The sequence below is a fragment of the Caldimonas mangrovi genome (assembly GCF_023721835.1).
In the GTDB taxonomy this organism is placed as follows: domain Bacteria; phylum Pseudomonadota; class Gammaproteobacteria; order Burkholderiales; family Burkholderiaceae_C; genus Caldimonas; species Caldimonas mangrovi.
Window position 1 is genome coordinate 1 of record NZ_JAMKFE010000019.1, and the last position, 14,419, is coordinate 14,419.

Annotated in this window: 14 protein-coding genes; 5 read left to right on the top strand and 9 right to left on the bottom strand. The window is 68.6% G+C overall.

The genetic code is table 11. The annotated features are described in order from the left end of the window. Positions 1 to 119: 119 nt before the first annotated feature. The gene (locus tag M8A51_RS22975; RefSeq protein WP_251780879.1) at positions 120 to 803 is read right to left on the bottom strand and encodes a hypothetical protein; all 684 of its coding nucleotides are present in this window, start codon (positions 801 to 803) and stop codon (positions 120 to 122) included. Between the two features lie 351 nt (positions 804 to 1,154). Beyond that, positions 1,155 to 1,874 carry a hypothetical protein gene (locus M8A51_RS22980; protein ID WP_251780880.1) on the bottom strand — a complete coding sequence of 240 codons (720 nt, stop codon included), beginning with the start codon at positions 1,872 to 1,874 and terminating at the stop codon, positions 1,155 to 1,157. A gap of 390 nt (positions 1,875 to 2,264) precedes the next feature. Between M8A51_RS22980 and M8A51_RS22985 the strand changes: the two genes are divergently transcribed. The 3 genes from M8A51_RS22985 to M8A51_RS22995 are packed head-to-tail and all read left to right on the top strand — an operon-like array spanning position 2,265 to position 4,109. Then, on the top strand, positions 2,265 to 2,858 hold the full coding sequence (locus M8A51_RS22985; protein ID WP_251780881.1) for a hypothetical protein: 594 nt from the start codon (positions 2,265 to 2,267) through the stop codon (positions 2,856 to 2,858). Positions 2,859 to 2,910: 52 nt separating this feature from the next. Then, positions 2,911 to 3,111: a hypothetical protein gene (locus tag M8A51_RS22990; protein ID WP_251780882.1), complete on the top strand. Its 201-nt coding sequence runs from the start codon at positions 2,911 to 2,913 to the stop codon at positions 3,109 to 3,111. Between the two features lie 8 nt (positions 3,112 to 3,119). Beyond that, on the top strand, positions 3,120 to 4,109 hold the full coding sequence (locus tag M8A51_RS22995) for a sigma-70 family RNA polymerase sigma factor (RefSeq protein ID WP_251780883.1): 990 nt from the start codon (positions 3,120 to 3,122) through the stop codon (positions 4,107 to 4,109). Between the two features lie 122 nt (positions 4,110 to 4,231). Here M8A51_RS22995 and M8A51_RS23000 read toward each other — a convergent pair whose 3' ends face one another. The 6 genes from M8A51_RS23000 to M8A51_RS23025 all read right to left on the bottom strand — a co-directional run bounded on the left by M8A51_RS23000 (position 4,232) and on the right by M8A51_RS23025 (position 10,834). Then, positions 4,232 to 4,894 (bottom strand): histidine phosphatase family protein, encoded by a 663-nt coding sequence (locus M8A51_RS23000; RefSeq protein WP_251780884.1) that lies wholly within the window; start codon positions 4,892 to 4,894, stop codon positions 4,232 to 4,234. A gap of 176 nt (positions 4,895 to 5,070) precedes the next feature. Next, positions 5,071 to 6,486, bottom strand: coding sequence for a sigma-54-dependent transcriptional regulator (locus M8A51_RS23005; protein WP_251780885.1), 1,416 nt, complete (start codon positions 6,484 to 6,486; stop codon positions 5,071 to 5,073). 606 nt (positions 6,487 to 7,092) lie between these two features. Next, the gene (locus M8A51_RS23010) at positions 7,093 to 7,800 is read right to left on the bottom strand and encodes a histidine phosphatase family protein (RefSeq protein WP_251780886.1); all 708 of its coding nucleotides are present in this window, start codon (positions 7,798 to 7,800) and stop codon (positions 7,093 to 7,095) included. 253 nt (positions 7,801 to 8,053) lie between these two features. Next, positions 8,054 to 8,473, bottom strand: a complete 420-nt coding sequence (locus M8A51_RS23015) for a hypothetical protein (protein ID WP_251780887.1) — start codon at positions 8,471 to 8,473, stop codon at positions 8,054 to 8,056. A 279-nt stretch (positions 8,474 to 8,752) separates the two neighbouring features. Next, positions 8,753 to 9,307, bottom strand: a complete 555-nt coding sequence (locus M8A51_RS23020; RefSeq protein ID WP_251780888.1) for a hypothetical protein — start codon at positions 9,305 to 9,307, stop codon at positions 8,753 to 8,755. A gap of 258 nt (positions 9,308 to 9,565) precedes the next feature. Further along, positions 9,566 to 10,834: a glucose-6-phosphate dehydrogenase (NADP(+)) gene (locus M8A51_RS23025; protein WP_251780889.1), complete on the bottom strand. Its 1,269-nt coding sequence runs from the start codon at positions 10,832 to 10,834 to the stop codon at positions 9,566 to 9,568. Between the two features lie 334 nt (positions 10,835 to 11,168). Here M8A51_RS23025 and M8A51_RS23030 point away from each other — a divergent pair, with 334 nt between their 5' ends. Beyond that, positions 11,169 to 12,263 (top strand): hypothetical protein, encoded by a 1,095-nt coding sequence (locus M8A51_RS23030; RefSeq protein ID WP_251780890.1) that lies wholly within the window; start codon positions 11,169 to 11,171, stop codon positions 12,261 to 12,263. Between the two features lie 332 nt (positions 12,264 to 12,595). On the opposite strand, the gene M8A51_RS23035 is transcribed toward M8A51_RS23030, so the two are convergent. Further along, a complete protein-coding gene (locus M8A51_RS23035; RefSeq protein ID WP_251780891.1) occupies positions 12,596 to 13,129 on the bottom strand; it encodes a hypothetical protein in 534 nt (177 codons plus the stop codon). Between the two features lie 290 nt (positions 13,130 to 13,419). Here M8A51_RS23035 and M8A51_RS23040 point away from each other — a divergent pair, with 290 nt between their 5' ends. Further along, on the top strand, positions 13,420 to 14,190 hold the full coding sequence (locus M8A51_RS23040) for a hypothetical protein (protein WP_251780892.1): 771 nt from the start codon (positions 13,420 to 13,422) through the stop codon (positions 14,188 to 14,190). Positions 14,191 to 14,419 lie beyond the last annotated feature (229 nt).

Consider the following 14,419-nt stretch of genomic DNA (forward strand, 5'->3'; position numbering starts at 1 on the left):
GAGGGAAGCCCCTCGCGCGCACCCGGCGCTTGCTGCCGCGAGGACGCCGCTTCAGTCACGCAGCGGCATCCTGCGCCTGCGGTTGCGCGAAGGCTCGCGCAACCGCAGACGCTGCATGCTCACTCGCGAGGTGCCCCGTGGTCGATGCGGTAGGACGGGTCGCCCCGCCACTGCGACCTCGGCAGGTGACCCACCTCGGCGCGCAGCGCGAGCAACTCCGCACGAAGGTAGAACCCCTCGTTCGGACCGTTGTACAACCACGCCACCTGTCCGGCCGGCGGCTCCGCGTCGAGCAGGTGGTAGCCGATCAGGGACCCCAGCTCCCAGGAAAGTCCCTGGCGCTCGACCCGCATCGCGTGGGCGGTACAGCGGGCAGCACTCGCCACCCTCAACAGGTGCCGGGCCATGGCCTGGCACAACGGCAGGCTCCACTCGCTGGGAAAGGTCTGCGAAACCGCCATCCAGGGCGTCACAGCCACCGGAAACTCCAGCGGCATGTGCCGTTCGGCGAGCACCGCGTCCAGATCCGTTCCGGGCTGTAGCAGCGCCTCCAGGGTGGCGTTGTCTGCCACGATGTGCAGGGCCGTCACGACGGCGAGCCGTCCGTCGACCTTGCCGCCGAGCACGACGCTTCCCTCGGGCAGCCGCTTGAGCCGGTCGGCCCAGACCGAAATGTCGCCCTGCCGGCTGAGCTCGCGGTCGTTCGCGACGATCGCCGCCACGTTCGACAACACGGGCTGCTGAAGACTCAGCCCGTTCGACGTGCGATCCGCCGCAAGCGGCTCGACCTCCAGGGTCGGCATCTTGCCATCCACTGACATGTGTCTGACCTGCTTTCCGGGTTGCAACCGCAACCCCTCGATGTGTTGCGCGCAGCGTTCTGGCGCAATGCAGGTGCTAGGGCAGGTGCCTGCCGTGTCAAGGCCTCCGGCTGCCGGCGCCCGTCGCAGGGACGGACGAAAAAGCCGCGCTGATGGCTGCATCTGCGCGGCTTCTTCGGTGCATAGGGGGTGATAACGGCACGCCGGCTGCAAGCAAGGGAAGCCCCTCGCGTGCAGCCGGCGCTGTTGCCGCCAGGGCGCCGCATCAGTCATGCAGCGGTGCCCTGCGCCTGCGGGCGTGCGAAGGCTCGCTCACCCCCAGACGCCGCAGGCTCACTCGGTGGGCGTGCCGCCGGCCTCGTAGCGTGGGTCACCCCGCCACTGCGACCTCGGCAGTTCGCCCCGGTCGGCCCGCCGCACGAGCTGCGACGCGAGCCGGCGGAACTCGTCGCCTGGGCCGTTGTGCAGCCACGCCACCTGCACCTGCTCCGGTTCGGCCGAGCTGTCGGGCTCGGCCGGGAACAGGTGGTAGCCGATCGCGGAGACGAGCTCCTGGGGGTGCCCCTGGTCCTCGGTCCGCATCGCGTGGGCGGTGCAGCCGTGCGCGCTCGCCACCCTCAGCATGTGCTGAGTGATGACCTGGCGGAACGCGAGGTTCCACTGGAAGTGGAAGCTCGGCGAGACCTCCATCCACACGGTCACGGCCACCGGGAACGACCACGGCATGTGCAGGCCGGCGAGTGCCGCGCCGAGGTCACCCTCGGGCCGCAACACCTGCTTCAGGGTTGCCTCGTCGTTCACGATGCGCAGCACCGTGAAGACGGCAAGCTCCCCTTCCACCGTGCCGGCGAGCACGATGCTGTCGTGCGGCAACGCCCCGAACCGGGACGTCCACTCGGCGGCGTCGCCCTGCCGGCCCAGTTCGCGGCTGTTCGCCGCGATCTCGGCCATCCGGGCCCGCGCCACCGGCAGCAGCGTCAACCCGCCTTGCGGGTTGGGCACCGCCGGCAGCCGATCGACCTCCAGGGTCGGCATCTTGCCTTGCACTGGCATGTGTCTGACCTACCTTCCGGGTTGCGGCAGCAACCCCTCGATGTGTTGCGCGCAGCGTTCTGGCGCACAGCAGGTGCTAGGGCAAAAGCCCGCCGTGTCAAGCGGGCGCGGCGCGTTGCGCCGCGCCTGTCATGCCTTGACGCGCTGGCCGAGCCGCCTACACCTTCGAGCAGGCGCATGCCTGCGCTGGCTGTGCGGCGCAACGCACACGGCAACCGACCGGCGGGCGACACCCCGGACAAGTCGGCCCGCCCCCCGACCGCGACCTGCAGCGCCGCAACCCCGCCAAGTCCCCGTGAACCCTGGCTTTTTCCGATGCCGGTGCAACCCGCGTCCGCATGGCACGACAGTTGCGCTGATCGCCCCACTCGACACAAGAAGGAAGTTTCCATGAGGCTGACCCCCATCCTGCGTCGCGCGTTCGATCCTCACCGCGTGTCGCGCGCACACCCCCTGGTGGCGTTGTTGCGCTGGCTGGTCGTTGGCGCGCTGTGCGCCTGGCTGGCCGGCACCCTGCTGCTGGGGCAGGAGGCCTACGCGCAAGCGCAAGCGCCGGCTGCACCTGCAGCAGCGCCGGCGGAGGCTCCTGCACCGGCGGCGCCGGCAAAGCCGGCCCCCGAGGCCGGTGCTGCGCAAGACACGCCCGAGGCACCGAGCCGGCCGCTGGCGATCAACCGTCTGAAGATCGGCACGCTGGTCGAGTTCGACACCCGTCATGGCACCGTTCGCGACGCGCTGCACTACCTGCTGGAGCCGACCCACTACCGGCTCACCACCGACACGGTGGATGCCGCCTACAGCGCGGAAGTGCTGCGCCGGCCGCTGCCCAAGATCGTCCACAAGGCGGGCGTGATGAGCATCGAGGCCGCCGCGTTGTTGTTGATCGGCGAGGAGAACCGGCTGGTCGTCGACCACACCGACCGGCTGATCGCGATCGAGCGCATGCCGGCCGACGACACACAGGCCGCCTTTGCTCACCCGTGACCGCTGCCGGCGCTCGACAGCCTCTTAACGACGTCACTCCGCAGGAACCGACATGAACCCATCCCTCTGCTCCGCCGTGGGCCGCCGCGCCGTGCGTGCCGCCCCCCTGGCGCTGGCCGCCGTGCTGTGCGCCTGCGCCACGCGACAGCCGGTCGTAGCACCGCCGGCCGGCACGCCACGCGTGGTCGAGCGCGATCTGCGGGCAGAAGCCGCCCCTCTGCCCCCCGGCAGCATGCGGGTGCTCCCGCGCTGACCGGCTGGATGGCGGTGCAAGACGACGGCATGCCGGTGGTCGATCCTGCCCTCGCGCTGCAGGTAGAGCCCGACGAGCAGCCGCTCGGCGAGCTGCCGGCGCTGCGTGCGCCCGCGTGGATGGTCGCCGACGCGCCGCTGTTCGAAGCTCGCGCCGAGCCCGCGGCCAACCAGGCGCCGACACGCGCGGTCGACGGCGCACAAGCCAACCTGATGACGCTGTACCTGCGCGAGGTCCGGCGCTACGGCAGGCTGCCGCCCGAACAGGAGCAGCAACTGCAGGCCGACATCGCCGCGGGGGTCGACGGCGCCCGCGAGACGCTGATCTGCCATCACCTCGGACTGGTGATCGCGATGGCACGCAAGTTCAGCAACCGCGGCCTGGAACTGCTCGATCTGGTCGAGGAAGGCAACCTGGGGATGATGGTCGCGCTGGAAAAGTTCGATTTTCAGCGCGGGCTGCGGTTTTCCACCTATGCCGCGTGGTGGATCCGCTACTACCTGCAGACCGCGCTGGCGACGCAGGTGCCCATCGTGCGGCCGCCCCTGCGCGCCATGCAGCGCGCCGGGCGCCAGGCCTGGCAGGCGTGGTGCGAGTCGCATGAGGCCGGGCAGGCCGCAGAGGCAGGAGAGACGGCGCCCGAGTCGCAGGCCCCGCTGGTCACCTCGGTGTCCTTGCACGACGAGGACGCCGATGCGTTGATGAACGATGCCGGCCTGCAGCATCGCGATGTGTCCGAGCTGTTCTCGGAGGAGTACGACCGGGTGCGGCTGGCGTCGCTGCTGCGCGACCTGGTGGCGCAGCTGCCGCAACGTCAGCGCGACATCGTCATTGCGCGCTTCGGCCTCGACGGCCAGGACGAGTGCACGCTGCAGGAGCTGAGCGTCGAGCGCGGCGTCACGCGCGAACGCATCCGCCAGGTGCAGGAAGCCGCGCTCAAGACGTTGCGCACCGCGCTCGAAGAGGCCGGCGTCACGCGCGAAGTGGCACTCGGTTGATCGCACCGCTTCGTCGAACCCGTGCAGGGTGGAAACGCCGCAGGCCGCAAGGCCTGCGGCGTTTTCCATGCCCGCCCGAACCCTGCCGGGCGGGCACGATCAGTGCGCAGGCACCGCCGGGATCAGCTCGGCAGGTGTGTCAGGTCGAGCCCGGTGGTGAGGCCGTTGGGATTGCGGAAGGTGAAGGCCGCGAACCTGGCGTACTTCGGCTCCAGCGCGAGGGCCGATGCCTGTTCGTCCGGGTTGTCGTACACGCTCGGCGTCAGCAGTGCCGTCCACACCGCACGGTGCGTGACGACCACGTAGGCCTTGCCCGTGTTGTCCAGCAGATGCCGTTCCAGACAGCTCGTCGATCGCGCACGCACGGCCCGCAGCGACTCGCCGCCCGGCCACGCGTAGTCGACGTCGGCCTGCACCTGAGGGTGCAGCTTCAGCACATCGGCACGGCGCAGCCCGGTCAGCCGGCCGGCATCGAGTGCCGACATGCCGTCCTCGCTGCGCGGGTCGATGCGCTTCGGCCCCAGCCCTGTTTCACGCAGGCCGGCCACCACCTGCCACAACGACTGCACGGCCCGGGCCACCGGCGACGCCAGCCACACGGCGTCGGCCAGGCGGATTTCCTGCTGTTCGCAGTAGTGCGCCAGTTCAACGCCGGCGAGCAGGGCCTGCCTGCGCCCGGTGGCGGTCAGCACATGCGACCGCCTGCCTCCGATGAGGCCTTCGGGATCTCCGATGGCCTCGCCGCAGGTGATGACGATCAAATGCTTGCGGCTGTCTTCGCTCATGCGAGCGACCTCCGATGCGTCGGTCTCATGGCGTGGTGCCCGGTGCACCACCCACTGATCGATCGGACCGTTTGCGTACGACGCGCCCGGCTCGATGCGTGAGGTATAGGGTGGTCGGCCGGCCGGTCAAGCGGCACCGGCAGGAGGCACGCGACGCCGAGCGGCGTCGCGCGGTCTCATTGCATGAACGCGTAGCTCGGCGTCTCGGCCGGCGGTGCGTAGGGGATGGGCCCGTCCCCGCGGAACAGCGACGGGTCGACGCAGAAGCGCGTGAGCTTGTCGTACAGCGTCTTGCGCGGCACGCGCAGCACCTCGGACGCCCGTGTGACCGAGCCGCCGCAGCGGCGCAGGCACTGCTCGATCACGGTGCGCTCGAACCCGGCGACCAGTTGTGGCAACGAAGGTTGCTGCTCGTCGTCTTCGTCCTCTTCGCCGAGTTCCGGCATGCCGAGCACATGGCGCTCGACTTCGTTGCGCAGCTCGCGCACGTTGCCGGGCCATTCACGGCTCATCAGCCGGCAGACGAAGTCGACGTCCAGCTCTCGCAGCTCCATGCCGTGGTGCTCGGCGGCCTCGCGTGCCAGCGCCTCGGCCAGCAGCGGGATGTCTTCGCGACGTTCGCGCAACGGCGGCAGGCCGAGCTCGACCACGTTGATGCGGTAGTACAGGTCCATGCGGAAGCGGCCGGCCTTCGACAGCTCCAGCAGGTCGTCCTTGGTCGCCGCGACGACACGACAGGTCAGGCGGATCGGCTCATTACCGCCGACGCGCTCGATGGTGCGCTGCTGCAGTGCGCGCAGCAGCTTGACCTGCATCGCCATCGGCATGCTCTCGATCTCGTCGAGGAACACCGTGCCGCCGGCCGCGTACTCGAGCTTGCCGATGCGGCGCTTGTTGGCGCCGGTGAAAGCGCCCGGCTCGTGCCCGAACAGCTCGCTCTCGAAGATGTTCTCGGGAATCGCGCCGCAGTTGATGGCGACGAAACGCTTGTGGGCACGTGGCCCGAATTCGTGCAGACAGCGCGCCACCACTTCCTTGCCACAGCCGGTCTCGGCGCGCACCAGCACATCGGTGTCGACCGAGGCCAGCCGCAGCAACGCCTGACGCAGCTTGCGGATCGCGCGGTGGTTGCCGCGCAGCACTTCATGGATGGGCGGACCGGGCCGGTGTACCGCGGGCTCGCCGGCGGTGTCGCCCTCGGCGGCGTGCAATGCGCGCCGGTGCAGCACCAGTTCACGCGCGCGCGCCGCCTGCGTGCACACCTCGGGCAGCCGGTTCACGCGGTCTTGCGCGAACACGTCGCGTGCGCCTCGCCGTACCGCCTCGACCGCCGTGGCGGTGTCGTCGCGTTCGCTCAGCGCAATCACCGGCAACTGCGCGTCGATGGCCCGGCACTGCGACAGCAGCGCCATGCCGTCACGCACGGTGGGTGCACATAAATGAACCACCGCGACACCGGCGTCGCCGGCAGCGACGCCGGCAAGCAGCTCTTCGCCGCTGGACAGGCAGTGGACGTCCGCGCCCTCGGCTCGCAGTTGTGCTGCGAGCAGTGAACGTGTGCTTTCTGAGAGGTGAAGCAGCAAGACTTTCATGGTGAGCAGAGCGTAGCGGACTTCGTTCGACGCTTCCGCTACGAGGCCTCGTAGCGCAATCGCGTGCGCGGCACTACGGACCCTCTGTTCTTGCTGCTTGTTACGCCCGTGGGCGGTATACCGGGTGTCGACCCCCCTTGTTCGGGGGAACAGGAACATGGGACTTCGCGGTGCGTCCGTCGGCCTGCGAGAAGTCCCAGGGGCATGCAAGAGACGCATACCCGGACCCTCACCGCGCGCATGGAACCGCTCCGTAACCACCGCGAAGCCTTGCGGCACTTGAGATCCGGTCCGCGTGGCGCAGTTTCACAGGGCTGTCATGGGATGGAAAGCAAACGCCTTGCCGGCCGTCGCTCGACAAGGCAGGCGTGAAGCGACGAAACCCGACGTTCCTGCTACGAGGCTTCGTAGGAAGCCGATTCAGAACGTCACAAGGCGCTTTGCGGGGCATCGACCCTTGCGGCCGCGAAGGCGCAACAGGTCGGCCCTCGTGATGAGGGTGTGTGGGAAGAAGGGGACGCAAGCTGCGCTTGCGCCCCCTCCCGCCGCTGCCCGGCCCCTCAGCGAGGGGCCGGGCCGTCATCGCGGCCTGGCCTCATTGGGACATCAGCTGTGGAAGATCACCGTCCCTCGCCGAGTCTCGAGGTCGAACCGGACGACGATGAAGCCTGCGTTCGTCATCCTGTCCTTCCACTGCCAGGCGTGGCGGGTCACCTCGCCTCGCTCGAGGTAGTCGATGGCGCCGGCGTTGGACAACTGGTGCCCGAACGCCAGGATCGATCGACCGTACGTGAGCGCGTGGTGAACCAGGCGCTTGCCCGCTCGCGTTCCGCTGCCGCGCAGGCTCTCGCCTCCGGGGTAGCGGAACGTGTGGTCGCTGAAGGCCTTCTTGACCTCCGGGAACTGCTTGATGGCGACGTCCCTGTACCACCCCTGCAACTCTCCTGCGCTGCGCTCGCACAGCTTGGGGGTGTACAGCGGCGGCGGCAGGAGCGACCCGAAGCCGCCCATGCCGAGCGTGGCGTACGCATGCGTCAGCCGGGTGCGCGGCAGGTCGCTGCACAGCACGGAGAGCTCGTCGGCACGAAGCCCTTCGCCTTCCATGTAGCGGCCCATGTTGCCACCACCCTCGATGCACTGCCGCACGCCATTGGCGGTCAGCAGCACGTCGTTGTGGCCCGAGAGGACGAAACCCTCCGAGGTGAGAACCTTGCCATCCGCGTAGCGCGTGTAGCGCTCCCCGGGAGGCACGTTGTCGGGGGTCTCGCCATGGCGCATGACGCCGATGAATATCTTCCCTGTCTGTCTGGTCAACGGACCGTTCACTTCCTTCCGGTGTGATCGTTCGGGTGAATCGGGGTGACACGATGACGCTGTGCGCCCCGAGACAACCCGAGGTGCATGTCGGATGTAGGCCGTTGGGCAGCGCTGTCAAGATGGCCTGAACGGCGTCGGAAGGAGGCGTCCATGCAAAGAGCGGGGCAGTCCGGAGACTGCCCCGCCTGCGTCCGTTGACGAAATCGTCTTGGACACGTTCATGCGGTGACGACGCTCTTGCGACCCAGGGTCAGTAGAGCCTGGGGTACTGCGGATCCGGCGGCAAGGCCTGGTTCACGCGCAGGTCGATCAGCGACGGATAGAACTCCGTCATCGACTTGCGCATGCTTTCGACCTCACCCAGCGGCGCCGTGGCGGAGCCGATGTAATACAGCGTGTTTGCCGTCCCGTCGCGGTTGCCCGCACTGAACGGCACGCCGAGTCCCAGCAGGCGCCTGATAGGCCCCAGCTGGTGGATCAACTTGCCGACGTGTACCTCCTGTCCGTAGCTCATCAGGTAGGCCCTGAGGCTCCTGACGATGCGCGTTGCCTGCTCCTGGTCCAGCAGGCCTTCGAATTCGAGCATCTGGCGAACCAGCGCCAGTTCGATCTCGTGCGGGACCTCGCGGTCCGTTGCGCCGAGGATCTCGACTCTGTGCACCACGGCCAAGCGAATGGCTCCCTTCTCTCGGTGTCATGAACGTGCGCCGTCATCGCATGGGTGTGCGCGCCGCGAAACGATCCCCGGCGCGCCCACCGGTGCAGGGTGTAGGACGTTCGCGCATGGGGTCAAGCTGCTGCTTCGAGTCCAGGCGGAGGAAAGGCGGGACCGTCATGCGACGGTCCCGCCCTCCGTCCCGCCCTCAGCCGAGGACGGGCATGTCACGCTGCGGCAGACCGAACCACCGGACGCGGCATGCCCTGGTCGGACTCGCTCGCTCTGAGGCTCCTACTTCTCCCGGTTACCCGGGAACAGCGTGGTCCAGGCGTTGGCGTGCCGCTCGTCAGGGAGCGACTCGTTGAACCTGACACCCTCGATACGATGCTCGCCCGAGCCGAACGCCTGCATCCGGTCTCGCCACTCCTGTGTGAACCACCGCTGCGAAACTCCGTAGCAGTACAGGTAGGGCGAGTCGGGCTTGCCCGGCTCGCGGAACGTCGCGTACGGTACGACGAGCCCCACGATGGGTGCGTCCTGTCCATCGGCGAAGCGGAAGAACGCCAGCGGCAGAGCCCGCCCCTCGCGTTGGAGCAGCGAACTCAACCGGTCGCAGATGTCGCCGTAGATGTCGATGCACGAGAGCAGGAAGTGCCCTCGCAGCGGCCCTTCCACGAACCTCACAGCAGCTTCCACGTCGCCCTCGTCGGGAACGGGAATGAAGCGGTACTCCAGGTGCTGCCCGAGCAGCATCCTCTGGTAGTCCTGCGGATCGCTGCTCGGCGGTGCCGGAAGCGCCTGCTGCGCGGGGCCCGGATCCGCCCCCTTGCGCCACCATCGTTTCATCGTCGAACTTTCCCTTCTGCCAGGTGGCCTGTCGGCCACACCCTTTGGGTGCTGCGTCTGATGCAGCGTGGGGTCCATGTTTCAGCGAGTTGCCGGAACGTGGTCCCGTTGCGGCTATAGGGCAGCAACGGTGCTTGTCCACCTCGACGTCGAAATAGGAAGACCCCGGCAGCGTGCGCAAACACGCTGCCGGGGTCATCGGTTCTGCGAGGGCCACCGCTTCCGAGCCAGGGGCTCAGGCGCGGCAACCGGTCTTGCTCAGACGCGGCGCGGCACGAAGTCGCTGGAGATCATGCGTCCGGGGACGTACGGCTCCAGCGGCACGCAGCCCGACCGCCAGGCGTGCTGGACCGCGTCGTTCAGCTCCATCGCCCGAAGCGCCTCGTCCGGTGAGACGAAGTACTCCATGCGGTGGGCCGCCGCCGCCAGCAGCAGCAGGCCGTGGGTGCGGAGCGTGCCCCGCACCCTCTTCTGCAGGTCATGCTCGACCCACTGCCCATCGGCCAGCCGCAGACGCACGACACCGCGGTTCTCCTGCATGCCCTTGCCCGCGCTGAAGATGCACGGGACGTCGGGCAGCCGGGGGTGATCGGACGGCAGCGTCAGCCGCAGTGCGAACACAGTGTCCGCCTCGGAGCGGGGGTCGGCGCCCTCCTCCTGCCGGAAGCCCTCGTACTGGCCTCTGCGGGAATTGCGCGCCACCTCTTCGAGGGTGGGCACCGGCAGCGACTTGAGGAACAGCGCCCGCGCCGCCGGCAGCTCGGTCGCGTCGTCGCTGCGCTCGCACGCGATCGCCGACGCGACGTTGAGCAGATGGCTCGGGAACACGTCGCCGAACAGGCCGACGCCGTCGAAGTAGCGGTGCCGGCCGGTGACCAGCCGCTTCTCGTCCGTGATGACGTGCATCTCGGTGACGGACTGCAAGGTCGCTCCGAAGAACGGCCCGGACAGCTTGACCATCAGCTCGATCACACCGGGCTTGCCCCAGTAGTGGTCGAGCAGCAAGAAGCGATTGCCGAACAGCCGGCGCGCGTGCGACACGAGCCGCCGAGCCCGGGTCAGATCCTTCGCCGGCGGCTTCTCGATGATGACGATCGTGTCGTCGGGGAAGTGCGCGTGGATCCCCGACAGGGCGTCCCAGTAGTGCTCCGGCGCGGTGGAGAGCCAGACCACGATCTGGTTCTCGTCGCGTCGGGTGCACAGGCTGCCCAGCTCCTGGTAGGAGCCGTCCAGCGCGTTGGGGTCGAGCGTGACGTACTGCGCGTTCAGGCGGCTCGCCGCGCCGCCCTGCTCGTCGCCCAGCGATTCGACGTACTGCTTGCTGTTCATCGGCTTGACGTCCGCCGCGATCTCCCACGAACCCGGGGACATCGCGCGGCCGCTCCTCAGCCCGGCGAGGACCGGGCGCACGCCGGGGCCGATGTTGCGGCGGGCGTTGTCGCCGTCGCCGCCGATCGTCACCAGCGTGATCGGTCGGTCGACCGTCGGCCGGGTATACCAAAGGGGTGCGTGTCCGATGTGAGACACCACCGCCTCCTCTCCTGTGTCGGTCAGCACGGGCGCCTTGCCCGTGCCTTGTGCCGCTTCGCGTCGCGAAGCGCCTGCTGCAATGACCCAGAACCCTGCAACGCAGGGTTCCTATGTCCCGGGTGGGAAGGGCCCTGCATGGCAGTCGCACGGGTGTAGGGCGCGGCACCGGGGCGTCAAGGCCGGCGTCGATTGACAGGGCGGGCCCGCGTCCTATACCTGCGTCGCACGCGGTCCGCCTCCACGGTGGAGACGGATCACGCGCCAGAGATGCAAGTCACTACGACACGGAGGAGGTGTTTCTGCCGTGGCAGAGACTCCAGTACCACGAAATTTGGGCCGGGCCGACAGCCTGGTCCTGATCGGCCTGTTCATCATCCTGGGCGGCGCCGTCGCGCAGGCGGTCAACACCGTCGGCGTCGGTGAGGTCCGGGAGGCCATGGACCTGGAAGGGGCGAGCACACTGCAGACCTTCATCCAGGCCCTGGTCCTGCCGCTGACGATCGCGTTCGGCACCACCCTGGCCGGGTCCGGCCTCATCCTGCGCCACGCCATCCGGCATGGCTGGGTCGAGCGGCTCCGGTTCAAGGCGGCGCCGGGCAGCCGGGCGCTGCACCGCGCCCGGCTGGCGGTCGGCTACACGGCCACGGCGCTCATCTTCGGCGGCATCGTGCTGCTCACGCAGCAGAAGGAGCCGGTGGGGATGGCCACCCTGGCCGCCAACACCCCGGGCTTCGTCACGGCGATCCTGATGGCCGGCAAGGCCTACCTGGAACGTCGAAGGGAGCCGGACGCGTCGAAGATGGCCCAGCGCCGGCTCACGCTGCGCGAAGCCCTGGTCAACGCGATTCCGGCACCCGTCGGGCTCGCAGGCGTGGTCGTCGCGGCGGTCTACGGCCAGCCGGTCGGCACTGTGCTGACGGCGCTGGTGGCGCTGGCCGGCGGCTGGTTCCTCCTGGGGATCCTGCCGTTGATCCAGCGTTCGTTGCAGGAGCGCGAGACGGCCGTCGTCGGCGTCGCCGAAGGACGGTCGCCGCGCCTGCCTGCGGCGATGGTGACGGTCAAGATCACGTTCCGGTTCGCGGCCGGCGGCTTCGCGATCAGCGCTACGGGGCTGCTCGCGTCGGTCGTCGCGTACGGCTGGCCGAAGGTGTTCATCGTGTCGCTGTTGATCGGCGCGGCCATCCTCGGCGCGTCGTACCCGGCATCGCAGGCGCTCATCCAGTCCGCCAACGGGCTGGGCGCGCCGGCGCTCAACGGTCCCATCATGTACCTCGCGGTACCGGTCGGCTACCTGCTCGACCCGCTGCGCGGGCTGCCGGGATTCAACGCCGAGCGGGGCTGGGGTACTTCGCTGATCGTGGTCGCCGCGCTCGCCGCCATGTTCATCGCATGGCAGCGGCTGCGGCGTTCGCGGGCCCAGGGCTGACATCCCGGCCCGTACGGGCCATCTCTGTCGGGCGCGGCGGTCTTGCGACCGCCGCGCTCTCCTTTGCGAGGTGCAAGCAGCCGCGCACCGCGGCATGACCGCTTTCCCCCTCGCCCGACCCCGAGACGCGTGTTTGTTCCGTCGAGATATCCGGCTGGACCCCGTCTGCGCGCCATGCGCAGGAAGAAAGGCGGAGTCGTTTCGCAACGACTCCGCCTTCCACCGCATCGCCCGGCCTCAGCGGAGGCCAGGCTTCATCGCGAACCGCCGAACGACGGATCGGTGGTCAGCGCGGCCCTGACGGTCCTGCCAGCCCCTGCGATGACTTCACGTCACGCAGGCGTTACCGGATGGAATTGCGACCAGACGTTCGCGTCCATCCCGCCCGGCAGGATCTGGTTCATCACCGGCGTACGGGCGATGCCCGGGTAGCTGGCGGCGAACTCGGCGTGCAGCGCCTTCACCTTGTCCAAGTGGACGTTCGGCGTGCCGTAGTAGTAGAGCTTGGGCTCTTCATCTCCGGCTACGGCGAACGGCACGGCAAGACCGACCGTGTACCACCCGTCGCCGAGGAGTTCGTCCCCGTCTTCAGGGTGCTGCGGGTCGCGCGCCTGGAGGAAACCGACCGGGCTGACCGCGGCGTAGAGGCTCAGGTGCTCCTGCAGTCGCAGGCTGATCGCACCCGACAGGTCCTCTGCCGCCAGGATCAGGTATCCGGTCAGGACGTCCTGCGCGAACAGCAGCGCTTCCTGGGTCCGTTCGCCGGACACAGGCGGCACCACCAGTTCGTGCCGAACCTCCTTGAGCCGAACAGCGCCCATCTGGCGCTGCAGGCCCAGGCTTTCGCCAGGGACTCGTCTTTCCATTGCGTGGGTTCCACCTTTCTGTAGACGGCGCGATCGGAGACCGCGCCGTGGATCGGACCTTTCGATTCACGAGGCAGCACGCAGCGGGGAATCCCGTGCAAGCCACCGCCGGTGGTTGTAGGCGCCGGCACCTCGTTGTCAACGGCTGCGTGTGCCCTTGACAGCGTCGCCTCCAGCGCTAGACCCCCTGCTGCTCCCGGGAAGTCCCGCGAGCAGTTTCCGTCCATCGAAGGACGCAATCGGTTTGGCACCGCTTCGGCGAAGTGCCCAGCAAAGAAAGAAGCATCCTCTTGCAGTTAGCCGCGTTGAAAAACGCCATCGAAGAGCTTCTTCCGCAGGCTCAGCAGTCCCTGGAGGACCGGTTCGGCACGGTCGACCGGTTTGTCCAGTGCTATGCGTACCACAACGCCAGCCATGGGCGCGACGTGGGCGAGGCAGCCGCCTCGCTCGCCGAACGCCTGGTGGAGGCGGGCCGGGTCCGCCCGGAAACCGTCCCTCTGGCGCGGTACGCAGGCTGGATGCACGACCAGGTGCAGGGCAAGGGCCACGAGCGCTTGAGTGCGTTACTGGCCGTCGCCAACCTGCGCGACCGTGGGGTCCCGTCACGGCACGTCGAGGCGGTGAGGTCGATGATTCTCGCCACTCGCGTGCAGGGCGTCGACACCGAGACGTATCGCATCCTGCAATCTGCCGATCCCGACGACCTCGGGCAGGCGCTCCTCGCGGACGCCGACCTGTCGTCGCTCGGCATGCACAAGGGGCCGCTGCTGACCCTGCTGCTACACCTCGAGCAGCAGGGGCTGGGCGGGAAGGTTCTTCTGCCCTCACCGTCCGACGGTGCGGGCGTCGAGCCGGACCGTGACGCCACCGTGCAGTACCTCACCTTCCAGGTGAACCTGTATGACCGGCACCGGTATCTGCTGGAAACGAGCCGATCCCTGTTCCCCCACCAGGAGTCGAACAGGGACTGGACCGCACGAATGCTGGAGCGATACCAGACCGACCGCATCACCTACTCGATGATGCTCAGGGCCGCGCGAATGCGTGCGGCTGAGAGCTGACGGAGCCCGGACGGGGAGTCGACGTGCGATGCGTCGACTCCCCTTCCGTCCTTCCTGCCGTCCTCAGTGCGGCGACCCGCCGCACCGGCTGCGCCGCGTGCGAGAAGCCGCACACCGATGCTTTGCTGCAGGACCGCCCCCCGGCGGCCACTCACCACTCCCAAGTTCTTGATTCGTCTCGCGATTTTCGTTGTGCCGCGACGCAGCCGCGCCGCTCCGCAGCCGGTGG